This window comes from Terriglobales bacterium, from assembly GCA_035567895.1.
Classification (GTDB): Bacteria; Acidobacteriota; Terriglobia; order Terriglobales; family Acidobacteriaceae; genus Gp1-AA112.
Map to the genome: position 1 here is coordinate 13,004 of DATMPC010000046.1, position 20,639 is coordinate 33,642.

16 protein-coding genes are annotated in these 20,639 nt (G+C 57.3%); 10 read left to right on the forward strand and 6 right to left on the reverse strand.

Annotated elements, in window-relative coordinates; all coding sequences use genetic code 11:
• Window positions 1-189 precede the first annotated feature (189 nt).
• Window positions 190-1,533, forward strand: a complete 1,344-nt coding sequence (locus VNX88_09775; GenBank protein ID HWY68943.1) for an NAD(P)-binding domain-containing protein — start codon at window positions 190-192, stop codon at window positions 1,531-1,533.
• Here the strand turns inward: VNX88_09775 and VNX88_09780 are convergent.
• From VNX88_09780 to VNX88_09790, 3 genes are all read right to left on the reverse strand, one after another.
• Complete coding sequence (locus VNX88_09780; GenBank protein HWY68944.1) at window positions 1,506-2,624, reverse strand: alkene reductase; 1,119 nt, start codon at window positions 2,622-2,624, stop codon at window positions 1,506-1,508. The genes VNX88_09775 and VNX88_09780 overlap by 28 nt on opposite strands.
• 129 nt (window positions 2,625-2,753) lie before the next feature.
• Window positions 2,754-2,936 (reverse strand): hypothetical protein, encoded by a 183-nt coding sequence (locus VNX88_09785; protein HWY68945.1) that lies wholly within the window; start codon window positions 2,934-2,936, stop codon window positions 2,754-2,756.
• A gap of 110 nt (window positions 2,937-3,046) precedes the next feature.
• Window positions 3,047-3,856: a hypothetical protein gene (locus tag VNX88_09790; GenBank protein HWY68946.1), complete on the reverse strand. Its 810-nt coding sequence runs from the start codon at window positions 3,854-3,856 to the stop codon at window positions 3,047-3,049.
• 561 nt (window positions 3,857-4,417) lie between these two features.
• Between VNX88_09790 and VNX88_09795 the strand changes: the two genes are divergently transcribed.
• Window positions 4,418-4,849, forward strand: coding sequence for a PA2169 family four-helix-bundle protein (locus VNX88_09795; protein ID HWY68947.1), 432 nt, complete (start codon window positions 4,418-4,420; stop codon window positions 4,847-4,849).
• Window positions 4,850-5,329: 480 nt separating this feature from the next.
• Here VNX88_09795 and VNX88_09800 read toward each other — a convergent pair whose 3' ends face one another.
• A complete protein-coding gene (locus VNX88_09800) occupies window positions 5,330-6,913 on the reverse strand; it encodes a hypothetical protein (protein ID HWY68948.1) in 1,584 nt (527 codons plus the stop codon).
• A 329-nt stretch (window positions 6,914-7,242) separates the two neighbouring features.
• Here VNX88_09800 and VNX88_09805 point away from each other — a divergent pair, with 329 nt between their 5' ends.
• The 6 genes from VNX88_09805 (at window position 7,243) to VNX88_09830 (ending at window position 13,215) form a co-directional block, all read left to right on the forward strand.
• The gene (locus VNX88_09805; GenBank protein ID HWY68949.1) at window positions 7,243-7,989 is read left to right on the forward strand and encodes a hypothetical protein; all 747 of its coding nucleotides are present in this window, start codon (window positions 7,243-7,245) and stop codon (window positions 7,987-7,989) included.
• Window positions 7,990-8,219: 230 nt separating this feature from the next.
• Window positions 8,220-8,444, forward strand: a complete 225-nt coding sequence (locus VNX88_09810) for a hypothetical protein (GenBank protein HWY68950.1) — start codon at window positions 8,220-8,222, stop codon at window positions 8,442-8,444.
• A gap of 53 nt (window positions 8,445-8,497) precedes the next feature.
• The gene (locus VNX88_09815) at window positions 8,498-9,121 is read left to right on the forward strand and encodes a sigma-70 family RNA polymerase sigma factor (GenBank protein HWY68951.1); all 624 of its coding nucleotides are present in this window, start codon (window positions 8,498-8,500) and stop codon (window positions 9,119-9,121) included.
• 2 nt (window positions 9,122-9,123) lie between these two features.
• Window positions 9,124-10,734, forward strand: coding sequence for a zf-HC2 domain-containing protein (locus VNX88_09820; protein HWY68952.1), 1,611 nt, complete (start codon window positions 9,124-9,126; stop codon window positions 10,732-10,734).
• A gap of 444 nt (window positions 10,735-11,178) precedes the next feature.
• Window positions 11,179-11,892, forward strand: coding sequence for a hypothetical protein (locus VNX88_09825; GenBank protein HWY68953.1), 714 nt, complete (start codon window positions 11,179-11,181; stop codon window positions 11,890-11,892).
• 126 nt (window positions 11,893-12,018) lie between these two features.
• A complete protein-coding gene (locus VNX88_09830; protein HWY68954.1) occupies window positions 12,019-13,215 on the forward strand; it encodes a hypothetical protein in 1,197 nt (398 codons plus the stop codon).
• A 545-nt stretch (window positions 13,216-13,760) separates the two neighbouring features.
• On the opposite strand, the gene VNX88_09835 is transcribed toward VNX88_09830, so the two are convergent.
• Entirely contained in the window at window positions 13,761-16,250 is a 2,490-nt protein-coding gene (locus tag VNX88_09835) for an ABC transporter permease (protein HWY68955.1), read from the reverse strand.
• 896 nt (window positions 16,251-17,146) lie between these two features.
• Here VNX88_09835 and VNX88_09840 point away from each other — a divergent pair.
• Window positions 17,147-18,259, forward strand: coding sequence for a HEAT repeat domain-containing protein (locus VNX88_09840; GenBank protein ID HWY68956.1), 1,113 nt, complete (start codon window positions 17,147-17,149; stop codon window positions 18,257-18,259).
• Window positions 18,260-18,617: 358 nt separating this feature from the next.
• Here VNX88_09840 and VNX88_09845 read toward each other — a convergent pair whose 3' ends face one another.
• Window positions 18,618-19,352 carry a DUF932 domain-containing protein gene (locus VNX88_09845; protein HWY68957.1) on the reverse strand — a complete coding sequence of 245 codons (735 nt, stop codon included), beginning with the start codon at window positions 19,350-19,352 and terminating at the stop codon, window positions 18,618-18,620.
• A 456-nt stretch (window positions 19,353-19,808) separates the two neighbouring features.
• On the opposite strand from VNX88_09845, the gene VNX88_09850 reads away from it, so the two are divergent.
• Window positions 19,809-20,639: NAD(P)H-binding protein (locus VNX88_09850; protein ID HWY68958.1), on the forward strand; the 831-nt coding region annotated here is incomplete at its 3' end.

Below are 20,639 nucleotides of genomic sequence, written 5' to 3' on the forward strand. Positions count from 1 at the left end.
CAAGAGAAAGGGGACGGTTACAGGTGAAGACGCAAGCTTGCGCGTGACAGATCGCCACCGGGCAGGCCGGACTCAACGCAATTCCCCAGTTAGAGCCAAGAACGCCACAGGAATCGGCCAAAGCCCACCCGTTTAGGACCAGGCACTGCTTCGCTCCGCGCTCTAATGACTGAATTGCGAGGTGAAGCGATGACAACAGATGTTAAGACAATCATTGTCGGAGGTGGACAGGCTGGGCTTTCGGTCAGCTATTACCTGACGCAGCAAGGACGTCCGCACGTCGTGTTGGAACAGGCGCCGGCGGCGGCCAACGTCTGGCGCAATCGGCGCTGGGATTCGTTCACTCTGAATACGCCGAATTGGCAATCGGCTTTGCCGGGAGCGGAGCGTCCGGGCAGTGATCCCGATGGCTTTCTCTCGCGCGAGGAAATCGTTGCGTATTTCGAAGACTACGTGAAGCGATTCCGCCTGCCTGTGGGCTACGGCATACGGGTCAACTCGGTCGAGCAGGACCAAACTGGGAACGGCTTCGTGGTACGTACGAGCGCCGGCAGTTTCGCGGCCGACAACGTGGTGATGGCGACGGGTCTGCATCAGTTCCCCCGCATACCGCCGTTCAGCCGTCATTTTCCGGCATCGATCAGGCAGATGCACTCCGACCACTACCGCAATCCGCAGTCGTTGCCTGTGGGTTCGGTGCTGGTAGTGGGAAGCGCTCAATCGGGCGCACAGATCGCTGAAGAATTGAATCAGGCGGGCAGAAAGGTGTACCTCTCCACCTGCAGCGTGGGACGCACACCGCGCCGCTATCGCGGCAAAGATGCGAACTGGTGGCTCCATCAAATGGGTGTCTACAGACGCACTGTGGATCAACTGCCGTCGCCAAAGGCGAAGTTTGGCGGCTGGCCGCACATTTCAGGGCAAAACGGCGGTCACACTTTGAGCCTTCACCAATTTGCGCGTGACGGCATGGTGCTGCTGGGGCGTGCGCAAGGCGTGCATGGCGAGCACCTGATTCTCTCTCCAGATCTGAAAGAGAACCTGGCAATGGCCGACAAGTTCGAAGCCGACTTCGTGAAGCGCGTCGATGAGTTCATCGCGGCGAACCATATCGACGCGCCGCGAGAGACTCTGCCTGTACTTCGAGACGGATATGAGTCGGGCGATCCCGCCGAACTCAATGTGCGCAAAGCGGACATCACGACCGTGATCTGGGCGACGGGCTACAAGTTCGATTTCTCCATGGTGCGCTTTCCCGTTTTGGATAGCGATGGATACCCGATCCAGAAACGCGGCGTCACTGCTTTTCCAGGCCTCTACTTCGTAGGATTACCCTGGCTTCACAATGCCAAATCGGGATCGCTGTTCGGGCTGGAAGAGGATGCAGGACACGTTGCCGCCGCGATCGTCCATCGCACCAGCCGTGCAACCTCGGAGAGCGCAGGAGTTTCCGCCCAGGATGAAGATGAAAAGGTCAAAGGCGGGAACTCGGCGGCCGAAACAAACTATCGCGTCGCGAACTCCTCCTGGTAGGCGGGATAGTCGGTATAGCCTTCGTCGTCGCCGCCGTAGAACGTTCGCTTGTCGGCAACGGCGAGTGGCCAGTTGTTTTTCAGGCGTGCGGGCAGATCCGGATTCGAGATGAAGAGAGTTCCGAAGCCGAACAGGTCGGCAACGTCTTCTTCGAGTAGCTGCTCGGCGATCGTCTTGTTGAGGTCGCCGGTGAGAATGATCGTCTGACCAAACGTTTTGCGGAGCTTGGTGAGAAAGTTGTCGGGCACCACGGGCGCCGGATCGAGTTGGCTTCCGCGCACAACATGGATGTAAACCCCGTGGCGCTTCTTCAGCTCCTCTGCCAGGTAGAGAAATGTCTCCTCGACCTTGGGATCGGGCTTCATGTCGTTGAAGCTGCCGTACGGCGCGATGCGCACTCCAACGCGCCTCGCGTCCAGTACATTCGCGACTACATCGAACGCTTCCAGCAGGAGTCGCGTCCGGCTCTCCTTCGACTGCGGGCCATACTCGTCGGTACGTTCGTTGATGACTGAGTTCAAGAATTGGTCGAAGAGGTATCCGTTGGCTCCGTGGATTTCGACTCCATCGAATCCGGCAGCCTTTACGTTGTGTGCGGCACGCTCGAAGTCGTCGATGATCTGCCTGAGCTCCTCTTTCGTGGCGATGCGCGGCTTGCTTACGGGAACATTCGCCGGCTTGCCCTGCTGATCGAGAGCGAACGAAAGACTCCCCTGAGCCGCCTTCTCGGTGGAACTCACAGGAGCCTGCCCATCCGGCTGGAGCGTGTTGTGAGAGATGCGTCCCACGTGCCACATCTGCAGAAAGATTTTGCCGTCGGCATGGTGTACCGCGTCAACAACCCGCTTCCAGCCTGCTGTCTGCAACGGAGTGTAGATGCCGGGAGTCCACAGGTAGCCCTGACCTTGCTGTGAAACCTGAGTGGCTTCGCTCACAATGAGCCCCGCACTGGCGCGCTGCCGGTAGTACTCCGCATTCAATTCGCGCGGCGCTTCACCCTTCCCGGAACGGGAGCGAGTCAAAGGCGCCATGATGATGCGGTTCTTAAGCATGATCGGACCGAGCTGGTAGGGGTCGAATAGCGATTTCATATCTCTTCCACTACTTGGATTCTACGAGCCCGGGATTCGATGCGCGGAGGCAAGCTGTTCGCGTTTGGCGTTGGCGTGCCGGGAGAGCATAACTGAGACCGGGCAGCGCTGAATCATAACGATGCGTTGCTAACCACGGCGCTTTCCGTCCTTTCGACTAGGCTTGTCTTTCAATTCTTCAGCCTTTTCGACAACCTTGTCCGCTGTCTCCTGTACTTTATCGATCTGCTTCTTGGTTTTTAAAGACTGCTTCGCTAACTGGTCGGTTTGCTGCTTGAGACGATCTATCGAGGCTGGTTTTATCTCTGTCACATCGTTCCGCCCTCAAACGCGGCGTCACAGAGCATGACACGAAGCACTGGAGAATGCGAGTCTCGGCAAGTAAATCAAAAAAGCAGGCCGCCCGCCGCAACCTGCAGTCCCTATTTAGGAACGAGGAAATTCAGACCGCGGTCTTCATTCGCCTTAACGGTTTGGTCGAGGTCGACATCTGCCAACAGTACTTTCGTAGCACGCGTGTTTGACAGCAGCCAAAGCGTGGATCCCACAATCGCATAGCTCTGGACTTCGGACCGACGACCGTCGCGGTAAACGATCACCGTAGCCGGCTCGTTCGTCGGCTGGCTCGCCACTGAACTGGGCGGAGCTGGTGGACGACGTTGTTCCTCGAGCGTCGAGCGCAACGAATCGTTCTCACTGCGGAGCTGTTGCATCTCGGAATCGAGCTGATTCACCTGGCTGCTGAGATCGGCGTAATAGCTGGTGCTTGCAGCAGGGTCGTTTGCGTACGAGTTGGATGAATAGTAGGGATACCCGTAATCACCATAATAAGGCGACCCATAAGCCCCATACCCATAAGCCCCATAGTAAGGAACCGCGAATACGAAAGAGCTTCGATGGTGAAAATGATGAAAACCATCATGAAAACCATCATGGAAGCGGCCGTCGAAGAAGCGACCGTCGAAACCGCGCGACCTGAAGAATGGTCCACGGTTGACGTGGCCAAAGGTAACGACACTCCGCCGCTGCGGGGCGAACGCCGGCTGCGGGCGAGCCATTATGGCGGGTCGCGGAGCAAAAAATTGCCGCTGCGGCGCCCGGGCAAAGCCCATCGGAGGCGCGCTGCGACCCATCCCAACTCTGCCCCCAGAGAAGCCGTGCATACCACGCTGCGCGTACACAGGAGCACCCAAAGCCAGAATCAAAGCCGCCGCTATTGCCGCCCGCGACATGCTTTCATTCTACGCCCGGCGGTCCAGCCTAGATCGCTCTAGCCTCATTTCTGTTGGGCCAGAAAGGCCCCCGAGATCGCTATGAGGACCGCAGCACTCCGTCAGTTTTCCAATTCACTGTTCATTCACTGATCAGAGGGCTAACAGTGAATTAACAGTGAATTAACAGCGAATTTATCAGTGAAAATAACAGTGAATTTCTTCCACCGCATAAGACCCGCATGAACACTGGGGAAGTCCGAGAGAGGCAGGGAACTTGCAGTGAATCAACAGGGACTGCAATCGAAACGACCCGCGCAGTGTCATCGCCATCCGCGACGGGGTCCCCGGCAAGCGCCGATGTTGCGGTTGCTGGAGTGTAGGCTGATCTCTCCCACACCATTCTCCTCTCTCGTTGGTACCCCGATTGTGAGCCGCGCGTCAAGAGTTGTACCGTCGCTCGCTGTGGAAATCGGTCTTGCCCTTGGCCGTTTGGATTCTTGAGTACTGAGTAGCCCTCCCGCTCTGGGCCGCAGCTCTCCAGCAGCGCCATCAGGCATCCCAGACTCTGGAGGACAACGAATGACTGAAATCAAAGACACTGTTTCCAAATTGATCGAGAGTTGCAAAGATGGCCAAGAAGGCTATCGGCAGGCAGCCGAGAAGGCCCAGAAACCAGAGTACAAGAGCTTTTTCGAGCAGCAATCGAATGAGCGAGGACGTTTCGCGACTGAGCTGCAGCCCTTCCTGGGTGACAAAGAAAAGGACTCCGGCTCCGTCAGCGGCGCACTTCACCGCACCTGGATCGATCTCAAGGGCAAACTAGGAGCCGGCGACGCAGCCATCCTCAGCTCTGTCGAGCAAGGAGAAGACAGCGCCAAGCAGACCTATGAGGACGCTCTGAAGGCATCGCCACCGGCTGAATTGGTGGCCATTATCCGGCGTCAGTACGGAAGCGTGAAGAACGCACACGACCGAGTAAAAAGCTGGCGCGACAGCGAGAAAGCGGCATAGCGCCACAAACCGAAAAAACAGGAGCGGCTCGAAAGGGCCGCTTCTTTTTTGCGCGATGTATTTTCCCGGTTTGGAAACGATGACCACTCACTCCGATCAACTGCCGCACGGGTGCGGGTGCCCCACTCATCGCGGTGTTCGATGAGTGGGTAAGCTTCTCCTTGGGACTATCCAAGCTTATAGCGTCCTCATGTAAGCCAAGAGGTCGTTGAGTTCACTACGACTAAGCCTTTTGCGGAATGGAGGCATGTTGCCTTTCCCATCACGAATGATGCGGCGGGTTTCAGATTCATCGTGTTTGCCCTCACTCAGATAACCAAAAAGAGATGGGGCGAAATCCTGAGTCGTCCCGCCGTGATGACAGCCAAAGCAATATTTCTTGTAGACAATCGCTCCAGCGTCAGGCGAACCACGATGACAGCCTCCCAGAGCAATACAGGCAGTGCATATAAGAAACCGCACACGGGATCTCACCGAGTTCTATTTCGCTTCCGGCAACAAACCGTAGACATCCACTTCCTTTTTGGCGCCAACATACACTCGCCCATTGGCCACGATGGGAATATTAAATCGTAGAGTCATACCTCCGCGGTCCCGCGCGGAGTTCTGTTCGGAGTTGTAAAGTTCGTGCGCGATATTGGCAGCCTCATAGGCGTGCAACACGAACGGACGATCGCGAGAACGCCATCCCTTTGACTCAAGCACCCACACAATGCCGTCGCGATTCCCATTCGCGGAAACCGTCGGCGTGGCTCCAGGATCGATGAACCAGTTTCCTCCGGCAGTTGCGCGAAGCGTAAGACGGCCGTTCTTCAGCTCGTAATCGCGCAGCCAATCCTTGCTCACTAGCTGATAGATGTGATGGTTCCAGTAAGCGACCGCGCCAAATGCCGCGTCGTGGAGCGGCAGGGTTTGCACAGCGTGTTGATCGTTCAGGGGCTGGTATTGGCCCATGTGGTCCCGATCGATCACATACAGTGTGGCTCCCTTGCCCGCAATCACCAGAAGATGGCGATGGGGAGCAGCCTCATCGGGCAGCAGCACCGGACCTCCAGAGCCAAGGTCGCTGTCGTGTGCGTTCAGCTCCTGTTCGTTCGATGGTGTGAAGTAATCGGCGACGCTGAGCAATCCCTGGTTGAGTTGCAGCTTTAGGACGGTATCGCCGTAATCCGCTCTGCCTATGGTTGCGTCGAAACGACCATTGCCGGTCGCCACGTAAACATTCCCATTTTCGTCGGCGGCAGGCCCGGTGTCCCCTGCCCATATGCCACTGTCGTCAGCATTGGGAGATACGTTCAACGATCCTGTTTGCTTTAGACTGCCGGCATCGTAGGCCAACACCCAACCGTGGTACCACCCCACATCGCACGAAGATCCCCAACTTACATACACGGTGCTGTTGATCAGCAGTAGCGCAGCGCGCGGATTTTCTACCAATGGATCAAAGTCGATGATCCCATTCTTTGCACCGCTCCCCCGTCCAAGGGCTCTTGCGTTGATTACGACCGGCCCGCCGAACTTTTCCACGCCGGTAGTAATCGCCAGGGCGTGCAGCTTTTGCACAAAAAGGTCGTCCGAGAATAAGCCTCGACTCTCTTTCGTGCGTGCCAGCACATACAGGGTTCCCGTATTGGGATCGATGACCGGCGTGGAGGTGATGCCTATCTCCGGAGTAATAAATGGGCACTGCACGTCGCTGGCTGAAACCGTTTTGACGCGATTCGAAAGAAGGCTGACCTTCCACAACGGCTCAGCCGAGGCCACATCGGCATCGAAGGCGTAAACGCTGTCATGCTCGGTGACGACGAACAGAATGTTGTGCTTGCCTTTGCCCGGTATGTCGACTCCAGAAAAATAAAGCGGCTGCGCGTAAACATCGCCGTCTACTTTCAACGAAAATAGCTTGCCGAAATGGGCTGCGTTTACCACGGTTGGTGTGAGCTGCGTCTCGTGCAGATTAGCTCCAGTTCGGGCAGAGTCATACTGCGCGGTGGTCATCTGGGCGAGCTGAGCCATGCAAGTTCCGGCGATCAGCAGGTCAAGGACGATGGTGAGGATTTTCATGCCGATTTGGTGAGTCCCTTTGTAACAGAACCCACACCCGGCGAATTTGTGCCCGCAGAATTGTGTCCTGTATGGGTCATAAAAACCATAGAAACCAAGGTGGCGGAGGGAGTTAACGTGCAACGGCCGTTTGTGGCACCCGCGTCATTCTGAAGCGCACCTTCAAAACACGAAGGGTGCGGCTCGCCTTTTCCAGCCGCAATCCAGCTCTCATTCAACGTTGCCGCTCGCGAGCCGGGCAATCTCACTGCGCTTCTCCGACCATCTAAGTCCTCAACCACGAGGACCAAAATCCGGCGCTAGCCGGTTTTTCTGGAGGAGGCCCCAAAATGAAACATCTACTCGCTATCTCTGCTCTGCTGCTGTGTCTTGGCAGCGCGGCTGTGGCACGACCGGTGATGCACGATCCTTATGAACCGCAAAACTGGCACGCAACCCTTTCCGCCGGTGACCAAGGTGACTTCGACAAGTACTACGCGAAATGGGTGGACGCAACGCGCAAGAACGACCGCGAAGACATCTCCGAGAACACGCGCAAAATGCAGGACATCATGACACGCAACAACATTCCTGCCGACGTGTCGTTCGAGCAGGTTGCGTCCGCGTCTGCAGTTCCCAATACGGCATACGGGGCTCCCGTATCGTGGCAGGGAAAGCTCTCGGCGGAGGATCAGAAAGAGTTCGACAAGTACTATGCGAAATGGGTGAGCGCAACCCGCAAGAACGACCAGGAGGATATCTCTGAGAATGCGCGCAAGATGCAGGACATCATGTCCCGCTACAACGTTCCGTCCAGCGTGCCGTTTGCGCAGGTAGCCAGCGGCGGCTCCGCGGCAGCCTATCCGAACGCGGCCTATCCGAATCCCGCTTATACGCCCAGCGCGGGACAACGGCTTTCTTCGGAAGATCAGAAGCAATTCGACAAGGCCTACAAGAAGTGGCTGGAATCTCGCCACAAGAAACACACCGAAGATATGGAAGAGAGTTCGCGCAAAATGCAGGACATCATGGCGCGGTACAACATTCCCGCAAATGTGTCCTTCGATCAGATCGCATCGCCAGGAATTTATCGGTAGGTTGTTGCAGTCAGTTCCAAATTGGGTTTAGGGCACGGTGGCGCGAACCGTGCCCGTCCCTAAACCTCAGGCGTGAGCTCGCCGGGCCGAGATCAGTACCCGCGACGGTAGCCGCTGGGTGAGTCTGGGAGTCAGTACCGTCCGTGATCGGGGATGGGTAAGTCCGGGAGTCAGTACCGTTCGCGGCAGCGAATGGGTGAGTCAGCCTCGTCTGATACACTGCGTGACCTATGCCGGACATCCCGCTGGCATATCTGATTACGTTCCGATGCTACGGTACCTGGCTTCACGGCGATGAGCGGGGCTCTATCGACCGGCATCAGAATCAATATCAGTCTCCTTATATAGTTCCCAATCCGAACTGGCACACATACAACCTCCGTCGCCTAAATGGTCAGGGCGGAGAGATACCTGAGTTTGACAGCCCACCCATCCGCTACCGCGGACGGTACTGACTCCCTCGTCTTTAAATCTGTGTAAGTTTGTTCGATCTGCAGCGTACTGCTTTATGGACGCCAAGAGAAAGAATGCGAAAGGATCGCAGCCGCGCGAGGGCAAAGCCACGCAAATGGAGGGGCCGGAGCTGGCGAGCGTGATAGAGCGTGCACAAGGCCATGATGCTGAGGCGCTGGGGGAGCTCTATCGCCTGTACGTCCGACGCGTATTCGGCTTGTGCCGTTACATGCTGGACTCACGGGAGAGCGCAGAAGATGCCACCAGCGAAGTCTTCCTCAAACTGCAGCGCTCAATCGAGAGCTACAACGGGTCCATACCGTTCCCCAGGTGGCTGCTGCGGGTGGCCGGCAATCAATGCATTGACGCTTTGCGGCGCCGGAAGCGTGGATTGCAGCAGATTGTAGAAGTTGAAGAAGGAGTCGCGGTCATCGAGCCAGCCACCTCGGAGCCGTCGCCGCTGGGTGCAGTCCTCAGCACGGAAGAGAGGGCGCAGGTGCGGGATGCCATTGCACGCCTGCCGGAAAACTATCGCGTGCCGCTGGTCCTGCGCTATTACGGCGAATTGAGCTATGACGAAATCGCGCAGCAGTTGGGCCTGCATAAGAACTACGTGGCCGGGTTGATATTTCGGGCCAAGCAGGAGCTGCGCCGGAAGCTGGGCCGCAGGAGCAAGTGATCATGGAATGTTATTCGGAACAGATCATCTCTCTCTTCGTGGACGGTGAACTGGAGGTGGAGGAGGCGCAGCGCCTGCGAGACCATCTCGCCACCTGCCGGCGTTGCGGGCAATTGTTGGACGCATTGCGCGCTGAGAACCGTGTTCTGAGCGAAAGCCTGCAAGAGCTTCCGGAAGAAGCAGCCAGCCCGGCGAGCTTCCCCCGTTCGCCGTGGTCTTTGTCCTGGCGTGACGTAGCGATCGTAGCCGCGCTGCTGGCGCTAGGTTCGAAGGTTGCCGTTTGGATCGACAAGGTGAGTATTCCGCAAGCGCTGGAGTGGTTGAATCCCTTCAGCTTAAGCGGCGGCACCAACCTGTTCTTCAACCTTTCTTATTACTTTGCGCACGGAGGTACTGCCATGCTGGGTGATTATGCTGCTGTCGTTGGGGAGAGGTTTTTGCTGTTGCTGTTGGTGGGCGGCGCATTGCTGCTGGGACGCCGATGGTGGCTGCACCAACCCGGCCTGCGCCTGCTGATCGTGCTGCTTGCGTTGTCGTTGCCTGGCTTTGCCCTGGAGCGGCGTCACACGGACCTCGTCACGGTAGCGGCGAACGAAACTATTGACGACACCCTTTTGGCCTCCGGCAATATCATGCGCGTGGATGGCGTTGTGAATGGGGACTTGCTGGCTTTTGGCGGATCTCTTGAAGTGCGCGGCACGGTCAAGGGCGACTTGGTGAGTTTTACCAAGAGAACTGTGGTGAGCGGAACGGTGGAAGGCAACATTTACGACTTTTCGCATTCGCTCGACCTGGACGGGCAATTGCGCCACAACATGTATGCGCTGGTGCAATCCTTGCGTGTGAATGACGGAGGGCATGTGGGCGGCGGTATGGTGGTTGGCGCCGGCGACGTGAGCCTCGAGGGCGAGGTGAATCGCAGTGCGACCATGTTCGCGGGCAATCTCGATGTGAGCGGCAACGTCGGCCGCGAATTGTCCATGGCCGGGGATAACCTTACCCTGACTAACACCTCCAGAATCGGCGGTAACCTGAGCGCTCGCGTGCGCGACCTGAAAAACGTACACATCGCCGACGGCGCAACCATTGTGGGAACGCGTGATATCCAGTTGCGCGTAAGGCAGAGCCCTTTCACGCGCCCCAGATTCTACTTCTACCACGCTGTCTGGCTCGCTGCCGCCATGCTGGTGGCATGGTTGGGCCTGGTTCTGTTTCCCGGCTTCTTCCAGGCCAGCACACACGCAGTGGCCTCAGGCTGGCGCAGCCTCGGGCTTGGAGTTGGAGTTCTGGCCGGCGTGCCCGTGGCTATAGTCGTGACCGCCATCACGCTGGTTGGCATTCCGGCCTCGCTCATGTTGCTCGCGTTGTATCTGGCCGCGATCTACCTGGCAAAGGTTTGGGTGGGAGCATTCCTGGGGCAGATACTTCTGAAGCAAGCCGTGCCGACTAAGAGCGATTGGCTGCTGGGACTACTGGTTGGCCTGCTGATCCTCACCATCGTCGAGTTCGTTCCATATCTTGGCGGGTTGGTTCACCTGGGTGTGGTGTGCCTGGGTTTGGGAGCGTTTGCCTGGCAGCTTTATCGGGTTTCACGACCGGCAACCACGGCCTAGTACCGTTCGCGGTAGCGAATGGGTGAGTCTGGAGTCAGTACCGTCCGCGGTAGCGGATGGGTGGGTCTGGAGTCAGTACCGTTCGCGGTCGGGGTCCCCAGCAACTCGGTGTTGTTGCTGGGGTGAGGGTAGCGAATGGGTGAGTGTGGTTGTCAACCTCAGGTATCTCTCCGCCCTGATCGCCCCTCTTCTGAGACGGTGAAAGCTGAGCTGCGACGAGATTCGCTCGAAAGTCATGTCGAGATAAATCCCCACGCGCAGTATACAACCGCCTTTTCGGTGAAGTGCCAATATGGGATTAGACAGCAAGTCGATTTGGCCCGGACAATCCGGTGTGAACAGGTTGGATCGAAGCGTCTGGAAAGAATTCTGAACTAAGTCAGCCGGAGAGGACATCGTGCTGGCTGGACAAACTCCACCGGCACATAGGATTCTTAAGTGCCCATGAAGAGCATCGACCAGGAATGGCGGGAGCTCACCGAACTTTACTCGCAGATGAGTGAAGGCGAGCTGCAGGCACTGGCCAACGAAGCCTACGACCTTACCGACATGGCGCGAGATGTGCTGCGCGGCGAGATCTCGCGGCGCGGCCTGCACATGCAACTCCAGGATCAGCCCGCGCCAACCGAAGTCGACCAGAACTACGCGCCCTCAGCCGAGTTCGATCCAGCCGAGTTGGATTTGGTACCCTTCGGCCGAGTCTTCGACATAGATGAGGCGCGAAGGATCAAGAGCATCTTCGCTAATGGAGGGGTATTGTCCTATTTTGGTCCCGACCACGTGGAGAATGTCGAGGAACTCAAAGCCGCCTTCGACGCCGAGAAGGCAGAGTCGCTCAAGCGCGGATTCGAAGTGGGAATTGAGTACAGCGTCCCGCGAAAATACCGCGACCAGGCGTTTCGAGTCCGGGCCAATGCCGCGCAGGAAACCCCAGCGGATGCCGATCCCGCCGATGACGCGGACTTAGTTGCCCTATGTCCCCGTTGCCATGCTTCCGACATTACCTTCCAGGGCCTCGACACCGAAGAAGGCGCCGATCCGGATGTCGATTCAAAATACAACTGGAGCTGCGACGCCTGCGGGTATCAATGGAAAGACGATGGCGTGGAAGAAGAGGGAAAAGTGGCATTCCCAGCCTCCGAAAATCACGGGGAGTAGAGCACCCTCTCTCTCGGTTCACCGCTAGAAGCAAACTCAAAGACGGGGCATCCGGCTTCTCCCCGTGAGTGCAAGCTCCCACCGTGTGCGCGTTCTACTAACATTGAACCCTGGAGGTACTCGCGAATGTACCGCCTGTTTTTCGCATGCGTTGTACTCGGTAGCTGGGCGCAGGCGCAAGTCGAAGCGCACTTCTCTTTGCCAAAAGAGGAATATGCAGCCGGGGAACCGGTCTTGCTGGAATACACGGTTCGCAACGCCGGCGCGCAGCCGATTAGAATTCTTTCGGCGACTCCAAACACCTTTTGTTCAGGCTACGTGGTCAAGGTCAATCGCACAGATGTAACCGAACCACACGGATGCGGCGGAGGTATGTCGGGTGGATCATGTCTCTCAAGTGGGCGCCCACTCAAGCCAGGAGAGTCAGTTACAGAACATTTCATGGTGAATGATCACGACCAGATGCGAACTCCTGGCTTCTATCGCATCAGCGCCATCCGGGAGCTGCCAACGTCAGTGGAGTCCGATCTAACAGCGTTGTATTCAGGCCCGAAGGTCAAGACCTCCGCAGAGTTCGACGTGGAAGTCGTAGAGGCGGAAGCGCGGCATGTGCGAAGCATTCTGCTGCCATACTTTGCCGATCTCAGTAGCGATGACTGGCAGCGGCGCAGCACGGCAGAACAGGTAGTTGGAACGCTGTCTTCTCCAGCCGTGGAAGACCTGGTTCTGCGATTGCACGACAATCCTCGGACCAAAGACATCGCAGTGCGAGCGCTCGCGGCCGTGAACACGCCGGCGACAAGAAAACAGTTGGCAGAGATAGCGCTCAGCAATGGGCAGGACAGGTTCTCAGAATATGCCAGGTTCTCAGCAGCGAGTGCGCTGGGCGGGAGCGGAGATCGAAGCTATTGGCCGCTGCTGCGCGACCTGGCTGCGCGCCAGCCACCTGGGCAAGCCGGCGGACTGATTTCGTCCGCCGCACGACTCGGCGGCGAAGAAGCACTGCCGTGGCTGCGCGACCTGTTGCGCTCCCCTGATGTGAAGATCAAAGCCGATGCAGTTTTCCCGTTGGCGTTGACGGGCTCTCGGCAAGCGGCTCCCCTGCTGATCGACATGCTTGGAGACGACGAGGAGCACATCCCGGAAGCCGCCCAGAATGCGCTTGTGCAGCTTACCCATCACGCCTTCAATCCCAAACAGATCGTTCCGTCCGACACGGCCGCCGCCCACGCCGCCTGGATCCGCTGGTGGTCGCGCAACGCAGAATCCGCCCCGATCTATAAGCCCGGCGAATATTGCGGGAACGCTGCACCGCTGGAGTGAGTGGTTAGGCTCGAAGGTACGACCGTAACCACTTCATCACGTCGAAAATCGGAACAGACGGCTCCCGTCTTCCGTTGAGCCAGATGGGAAATGTTCAGTGCGGTTACGGGGTTTCCTAAGATAGGGCAGGTCAGGCTGTCCCCTTTTGGTCCTGTCCGCCGCCAGGTCGCCTGCCTCGGCGTCAGGTTGATTTTGCGGAGCGGGGGATCTGCTGTTTTCGCGGACTTCAAAAAGCAGATCCCCTCGATCGCAACCCCAATAAAAAAATTGGCTGATGCGACATTGAGGCGATCGAAGGAACTCCACACCGGACGTTCACCACGGGCCACCACGTCGGGGCGCCGTTCCTTCGTAGGCGCTCGCAGCGCAGGGATGACAAGGGCACTCCCAACGTGTGGCCGAGCTGCCTAGCTTTATAGCCGCCCCGCAGCTCCTTCGCAAAGGGTATAGGGATGACAATGTGGGGAGTTTCCTTTCTTGGTCGAGGACTCGGGGAATCAAAAGAGAGAATCCCTTATTGGGAAACCCGCTTCCGCGATTCTCGCTTACTCGCGTCTTAGCGCTGTCATGGGATCGACCTGGGCGGCGCGCATGGCGGGAGCAGCCGCCGCACACAGGGTGACGATTATCGTAAACAGCGCGGCTGCGCCGTAGATGGAAGGGCTGCTTGGGCTCACACGCACGAGCGATGTCGATGCCAGTCGCGCCAGCGCCAACGCGAGCACTGAGCCAATCACCAGGCCGGGAACGGCCAGACCCAGGCTTTCGCCGACGATCAGTCGCAGTACATCGGGATGCTTCGCTCCCAACGCCATGCGGATGCCAATCTCGTTTGTGCGACGGGCGACTGAGTATGCCATGACGCTGTAGAGGCCGACCGCAGCGAGAAGCAGCGCGATGGAGCTGAGCGTGCCCAGGAGACTAGCGGCAATCCTCTGCGGGAACAGCGACCCGGCAATGTACTCTTCCAGCGGCATGGCATTGAAGACCGGCACGGCCGGATCGATTGCACGAGCTTCCCGCCGCAGGGCTGCAACAGCGTCATTCAGCGGAGCCTGCGATCGCACAAAGAACTTCAGGCCCATTTCAGGACGGTAAACCTGTTGGATTGGGACGTAGAAATACGGAGGAGGGTTTTCCGTGAGCCGATAGATTTTGCTATCTTCGACGATGCCCACGATTGTGAACCACCTGCCCCAACCCTGAACCTGCTGTCCCAGAGGATTGCGATTAGGAAGGAACCGACGGACAAACTCCTGCGAGACGATCATCACGTTGCCCGTATCCATCAACGCTCCACCGACGTCCGGCGCGAGCTTCCCCGTAGGTCCATCTTGCCAATTGAAGTCGCGGCCCTCGATTAACGGAATTTTCATCGCATCGAAGTAGCCCGGAGCGATCAGATTGCGATAGATCTTCATGTTCTCGCCCGAAGCAGGAACGTATCCCTTAATCTTCAGGTCTTCCCAGGAACCTGCGGAGACGCTGAGGGGGATGTAGTCTCCGTAACTGACGGCTTGCGCTCCCGGCTGCTTCTCCAATGCCTCGCGCAGACGGCGGCAGAAGGCGTCGGCTTGCGCGGCGTCGTAACCCGCAGCCGATAAGCTCATTTCGGAAATTGCTACGTGGCTCGGATCGAAGCCAGGCTGGATCGCTCGCGCGAGCTGGAAGCTGCGAACGAAGAACCCGGCGCCAATCAGCGCGACCACCGCGAGCGCCACTTCAGCCGTGACAAAGAAGCCACGAACGCGTTGAGAGCGAACGCTGGCCATGGCCGTTCGTCCAGCTTCTTTCAGCATGTCGTTCGATTCGCTCCATGCCGACTGAATCGCCGGAGCGAGGCCGGCAATCACAGAAACCAAAAGCGTGAGCGCCACAGCAAATAGCAGCACGCCGGCATTCATTGGCGGCCGCACCAGATTGGGCGCCGACGCCGAAGGCACCAGCCAGCGCAGCCCGTCGCCGAGCCAGCCCGCCAGCAACAAACCGGCGATGGCCCCGCCGCTCGCAACCAGCAGACTTTCGGTGAGAAGCTGGCGCGCGAGGCGCGAGCGCCGTGCTCCCAGGGCCAGACGAATGCTGAGTTCCTTTTGCCGGCTGGCCGCGCGCACCAGCAGCAGGTTTGCCACATTGGCGCATGCGATCAGCAGCACGACTCCGCAGGCGGCGATAAGAATGCCAAGCGGAGCGATCAAGGAATCTGAAATCCCATAATGGGACTTCCACAGCGGCAACAGCGTGGCGCTCATCCCGTCGCTCGTGTCGGCGTTGACATGATCCATATAGCGGGCGAAGTTCTGGACCTCGTCGCGTGCTTGGGCCAAAGAAACGCCAGGAGAGAGGCGCGCAAGTACGCGAAACATTCGATCTTTTCGGTCGCGCAGCATCCACTCTCCGCCCGGGGTGAGTTGTCGCAGCATGCTCGCCGGAACCCACATGTCGAAGGCCAGTCCCGGCATCGAGCCCACGAAATCTCTGGGAGCCACGCCGATGATCTGGTACTGGTTGCGGTTGATTCGCAGCGTGCTGCCAAGGACAGCAGGGTCAGAGCGATACTGGTTTTTCCAAAGCTGATAGCTGATCACCACGATGGGATGAGCGTTTTGCTCGTCAGCGCGCTCCTCACGCGAAAAGAAGCGGCCGATAAGCGGCTTCACTCGCAAGAGGTCGAAGTAGTTTCCCGAAACGGCCTCACCCCAGTTGCGCTCTACGTTCTTGTCGTCGCCGACGGCAAGGGCCATGGGAGCGGTAACGCTCATAGATTCCGTGGACTTTACGTTGTCGCGAATGTCGCGAAAGTCCAGGTAGGAGGTGGGTACCCACTCGCCGGAAGGAGTCAGGCTCTCGAGCGCGACCACACGATTCGGATCGCCAGTTCCGGGAAGCGTGTTGACCAGCACTGCCTGTATCCACGTATAGACGCTCGTGGTGGTTCCAATGCCGATGCCAACGGTAAGAATCGCTACCGCCGCGAATCCTGGGTTTTTGCCCAACATTCGCAGGCCGGACTTCAAGTCGTTCCACAAGGCTTCCATTGGTCGCTCCAACACGAGTCTATGCTTCTGGTGCAGGTTTGGGTCCAGTTGCGCTTCCACGGCAATGCATTGATTACGCGAGAATTAGCAAGGCATCGAAGGCACAATGGTGTTCGTGGACGGATACAAATGACCAGATTCGGACAACGATGGGATTGATGGGAAGCCAGGCTGCGCTACAGGGATACCGCGCCTCTTTCAAGAAGTAGGTTGGCCGATCAGTAGCTCCGAATGCCGTATTCTTGTAGTCCACGAGCGCAAAGAAGTGCGCACGAAATTCGAAAAACGAATCACAGGACGATTTTCGTAGAAGAGCCAGGATAGTGCATTTAAGACTGGAAGCATCCCGGGAGATCCCTCGCGGGGGACCGCTTTGATCGTATAACGACGACGCTCCAAACACTCCTGAGTAGACTGAGCTTGTATAACCAGGGAGCTCGGGAGGAAGGAGCCAGTCATGATGATTATAGGCAGTGATTTTCATCCGAGCTTTCAACAGTTAGCCATGTTGGACACGGAAACGGGAGAGATAGTGGAGAAGCCGGATGCCCCGGCCTTCACTTTGTTTTCGCTGACGGACCCACCAGGTGGGTGCCCTACTCTCCGTCCGCCACGGCGGAGAGGGTGGACTGCGGTGAAGTATGCAACTCTGGGTTGAGGTTTTCGATTTGTATAATTTCCGCAAACGGGAATATCCAAGCAGTTCCGAGCAAGGCATGCCGGCAGCATGTTAGCCCACCCTCTCCGCCGCGGCGGACGGAGGGATGGGGCACACCCTCTTCTTAGGTTCAGTAAGGGAAAGCAGAACTAAGGCCAGGGACCCGGCACTGACCCGCGTACAATCGACACTCGTGAAATGTCGACTTATCGCTGAATGCTTATGTGTTTTCTGGTCCATGGCTGCCATGGCTCAAGTCAGCGGAGAGTTCTATCTGGAGAAGACAACGTTTGCACCGGGAGAGCCTGTCTTCCTTTATTTCAAACTTTCAAACAACGGACCAGATGCAGTCGAGGTCGTCGACCCCGACCCTGAACAACCTTTCTGCTCTGGTGTCTCGATGAAAGTTTCGAAAGACCCCGCTGATCCGTCCACATGCCCGATCTGGGCAGATCACGGGTGCTCAATCGATGGGCAACTGCTTCTGTCTCCCCTACTGCCTGGCAAGTCGAGAATCGATCGCTATCTGTTGAACTTTCACCATGACATAAGAACCGCGGGCGCTTATTGGGTAGAGGCGACGCATTTTGACATTCCGGGTCGGGCGGTGGGAGAAGTGCATGCAAAGCTGTATTTTCACGTGGACGGAGATGTTCCGGCTTTTGCGCCTAGCAATGTTCATTTATGGGTTGACCAACTCCAATCGACCGATCAAGAGAAGCGGCTGGAAGCGGCGCGGACTCTGGCAAGCCTTGCGCCGCCATCCCTAGAAGCAATTTTGCTTTCTTTTGCGGACAATCCTGAGTTTCTAAGATATGCGCCGCTCGCGTTTCACCGGTTGCATAGTCCGCGAAGCATGAAGGCGATGGCCGACTTGATGAAAGCAAGTGGTCCAGGAACTTTCGAGCACATGGAGGCTGCTCGGTATCTGGCCGAAAGCAATGATCTGGAATGGTACCCGCTGCTGCTCGACGCTGCCCAGAAGAATCCGGGAATCAGTGCGTATCCGGCCTACGCAGCTGAGCTTGGAGGCGCTCAGATGATTCCAGTACTGGTTGATCTTGCAAAAAGCCCGGACTCTCGCCTGCAAGCGGTGATGGCGATGGGCTCAACGGGATCGCCCGCAGCAATTCCGATCCTGCTCGAATTATTGAAAAGCCCAGATGAAGCTATCAGTGATCGTGCCAGCTACAGCTTGCGCCTACTGACTCACCGCACCGCAGTCCGGGATCCACGGAATCGTGATCGGCGAGCAGAATACGTCAAGTGGTCGCGGTGGTGGAGGGGTGAGGGCACAACTGCTCCCATCTTCAAGGACACAGAATGTGGAGAGCCGGTTCCGCTGCCGTAGCTAACGCTCAGAACATCCAATGTGTCTTTCGAGTCGGACAAGCAATGAGGGCCGCGGGGTGTCACGAATGACACGCTTCTCTAAAATCTTATTGGTAGTAGTGGGAGCAGTGGCAATCCTAGGGGTGGTTTCTTTGTACGGGCTGTTTCACGGATATTTCGATCATGGTCAGTTCGAGATCAAGCGATTTGAATGGTCTTCTACGAATCAGGTAGCTATGCTAGCGGAGCGCTCAGATAATGAGGCGCTAGGTGGACTTGATGATTTTGTGCTTGTCGGAAATCATTTATTCACCCCCACCGAGCTTCGACACGCGTATTACAGTGACGCCGTTGTCTTCCGCGCATTGAGTGATTGCCTAACGGTCCACTGGGACGGCCCGAATAAATTGACTATCAGATGCAACGGCTCCACTGTAGACAAGGACCACATCAATGCTCAGAGACAACAAATTGGCGACATTGCAATTTCGTACGAGAACATAGCTCTTAAGTAGTACCTCAACGAGGAATGGTTTGGCCAAGGTGCAAACCTCAAGCTTCATGCGCTCACAACCGCCGATGAACTGCGGCCGACATGGAACTAACTCGGAACTATGGCTGCGATGAACTATTTGCAATGGGTAGCATTGGCCTGCACCCCACAGTGTGTGGTTGGGATGAAGCCGCGGAGCGTCTCCAACCTCAAACAGCTCGATCACCCGGTTCCACCGCTCGGGACGTGACTTTTCTTTTCGTTGTTTCTCAGTTCTCGGGTATACAGCTTCCAAGTAGGTGTCGAGCCGACTGGCGTCCATTCGAACCTGAGCCAGGCGCTGGAAAAGTTCCTCTGCGATTTGGAACGTCTTCCAGATCAAGCCGATCAACTCTTGAACATCGCTTAGCCGCCTTTGCATGCTTCGGGAATGACGAACCTTGTAGGCTTTCTCGCCCGACTCGAGCGCAAGAACCAGCGTGTTCTGGCAGACCACACGAATCGGCGTGAACTTCACACACACTGATCCGCGACCGTCATGCGAGTTTGAGAGAAGAAGATACTTGGCACAACAGTCATCCCCAGTCACATGGATCTCGCCGGGAACTTTGGCCAACACCCTGATGTCTCAAATACGGCCTTCTTCTCGCCGATAATGAAGCATGAGGGACAGACGGGATGTTCCCATTGTGGTAACCCAGCAACAACGTCAACATCATCGGCTGCGGAACTCTTGACGTCCGATGATTCCCACCACTACCGGCTTTTCCTCTCTGCCGAAGGCTACCGCACACCCTGAGCAAGGTCGAAGGGGGAGCGCTTAAGAGAAATGCATTTTGGTTTTGCCGCTCCGACTTCGTCTACGCTCTGGCCTGCGGCAGCAAGGAGCGTTGCATTCGTGACACTCGAATAGTTCAACTTCCGAGTGGTCCGCGATACGCCCAAAATACGGCCGGTCAGTACTATGAGTGTGATCGCCTGTTTAAGCCAATTGGGACTAACGCTCAGCGTAGTATTAACGATTGCGTTGCGAGATTCTCTGGATCGGACTGGCTGCGTTAGAAAGGGCAGAACAATGGCTAACCTCATACTGGTTACCGGTGCCGCAGGTCGCGTCGGCGCAGTAGGACGCACGGTCACTGAACTGTTGTTGAAGCAAGGCAAAGCGGTGCGGGCGATGGTGCGAACTGACGACGAGCGCGCGCAAGCATTGCGCGCTCTAGGTGCGGAGGTCGTGGTCGGCAATCTACTCGATCTCGATTCCATGCATCGGGCGATCGACGGCGTCGAGACCATGTACTTTGGCCTGTCGGTTTCGGATACATATCTAGCCGCGACGGTTAATACGGCGGCAGTGGCGAAGCATCACGGCGTGAAGGCGTTCATCAATATGTCGCAGATGACGGTCTCTCAGATGAGCATTACCGAAACTACTCCGAGCCCACAGCACAAGCTGCATTGGCTCGCCGAGCAGGCGCTGAACTGGTCCGGTCTGCCGGTTGTGCACGTGCGGCCAACAGTGTTTCTCGAAGGCTTCTTCCTGACTTTGACTCCGGATTCAGTCAGGGAATCCGATCAGATCAAGCTACCGTTCGGGGAGGGCAAAACTTCGCCGGTGGCGGCGGAAGACGTTGCACGTGCGATTGCCGCGCTGCTCGCCAATCCGCAGCCGCACATCGGCAAGATTTATCACCTGACTGGTCCGCAGTCCGAGAACATGCATTTCTTTGCGCAGGAGTATTCGAAGGCGCTTGGCCGTACGATTACTTATCAGGACATCCCCGTCGAGCCGTGGCGGGACGACCTGCTCAAGCGGGGCTGGCCGATTCACGTGGTGAACCACCTGGCGGCGTTGTGCGATCTGCATCGAGCGGGGCGCTTCGACCGGACGTCGGACGACGTGCGC

Excerpts from the sequence above, each read along its gene's own strand:
- VNX88_09795 (HWY68947.1), top strand. The coding sequence starts at position 4,418 with ATGACTGAAATCAAAGACACTGTTTCCAAATTGATCGAGAGTTGCAAA.
- VNX88_09835 (HWY68955.1), bottom strand. The coding sequence starts at position 16,250 with ATGGAAGCCTTGTGGAACGACTTGAAGTCCGGCCTGCGAATGTTGGGC.
- VNX88_09825 (HWY68953.1), top strand. The coding sequence starts at position 11,179 with ATGAAGAGCATCGACCAGGAATGGCGGGAGCTCACCGAACTTTACTCG.
- VNX88_09780 (HWY68944.1), bottom strand. The coding sequence starts at position 2,624 with ATGAAATCGCTATTCGACCCCTACCAGCTCGGTCCGATCATGCTTAAG.
- VNX88_09840 (HWY68956.1), top strand. The coding sequence starts at position 17,147 with ATGGCTGCCATGGCTCAAGTCAGCGGAGAGTTCTATCTGGAGAAGACA.
- VNX88_09830 (HWY68954.1), top strand. The coding sequence starts at position 12,019 with ATGTACCGCCTGTTTTTCGCATGCGTTGTACTCGGTAGCTGGGCGCAG.
- VNX88_09820 (HWY68952.1), top strand. The coding sequence starts at position 9,124 with ATGGAATGTTATTCGGAACAGATCATCTCTCTCTTCGTGGACGGTGAA.
- VNX88_09775 (HWY68943.1), top strand. The coding sequence starts at position 190 with ATGACAACAGATGTTAAGACAATCATTGTCGGAGGTGGACAGGCTGGG.
- VNX88_09805 (HWY68949.1), top strand. The coding sequence starts at position 7,243 with ATGAAACATCTACTCGCTATCTCTGCTCTGCTGCTGTGTCTTGGCAGC.
- VNX88_09800 (HWY68948.1), bottom strand. The coding sequence starts at position 6,913 with ATGAAAATCCTCACCATCGTCCTTGACCTGCTGATCGCCGGAACTTGC.
- VNX88_09790 (HWY68946.1), bottom strand. The coding sequence starts at position 3,856 with ATGTCGCGGGCGGCAATAGCGGCGGCTTTGATTCTGGCTTTGGGTGCT.
- VNX88_09815 (HWY68951.1), top strand. The coding sequence starts at position 8,498 with ATGGACGCCAAGAGAAAGAATGCGAAAGGATCGCAGCCGCGCGAGGGC.
- VNX88_09810 (HWY68950.1), top strand. The coding sequence starts at position 8,220 with ATGCCGGACATCCCGCTGGCATATCTGATTACGTTCCGATGCTACGGT.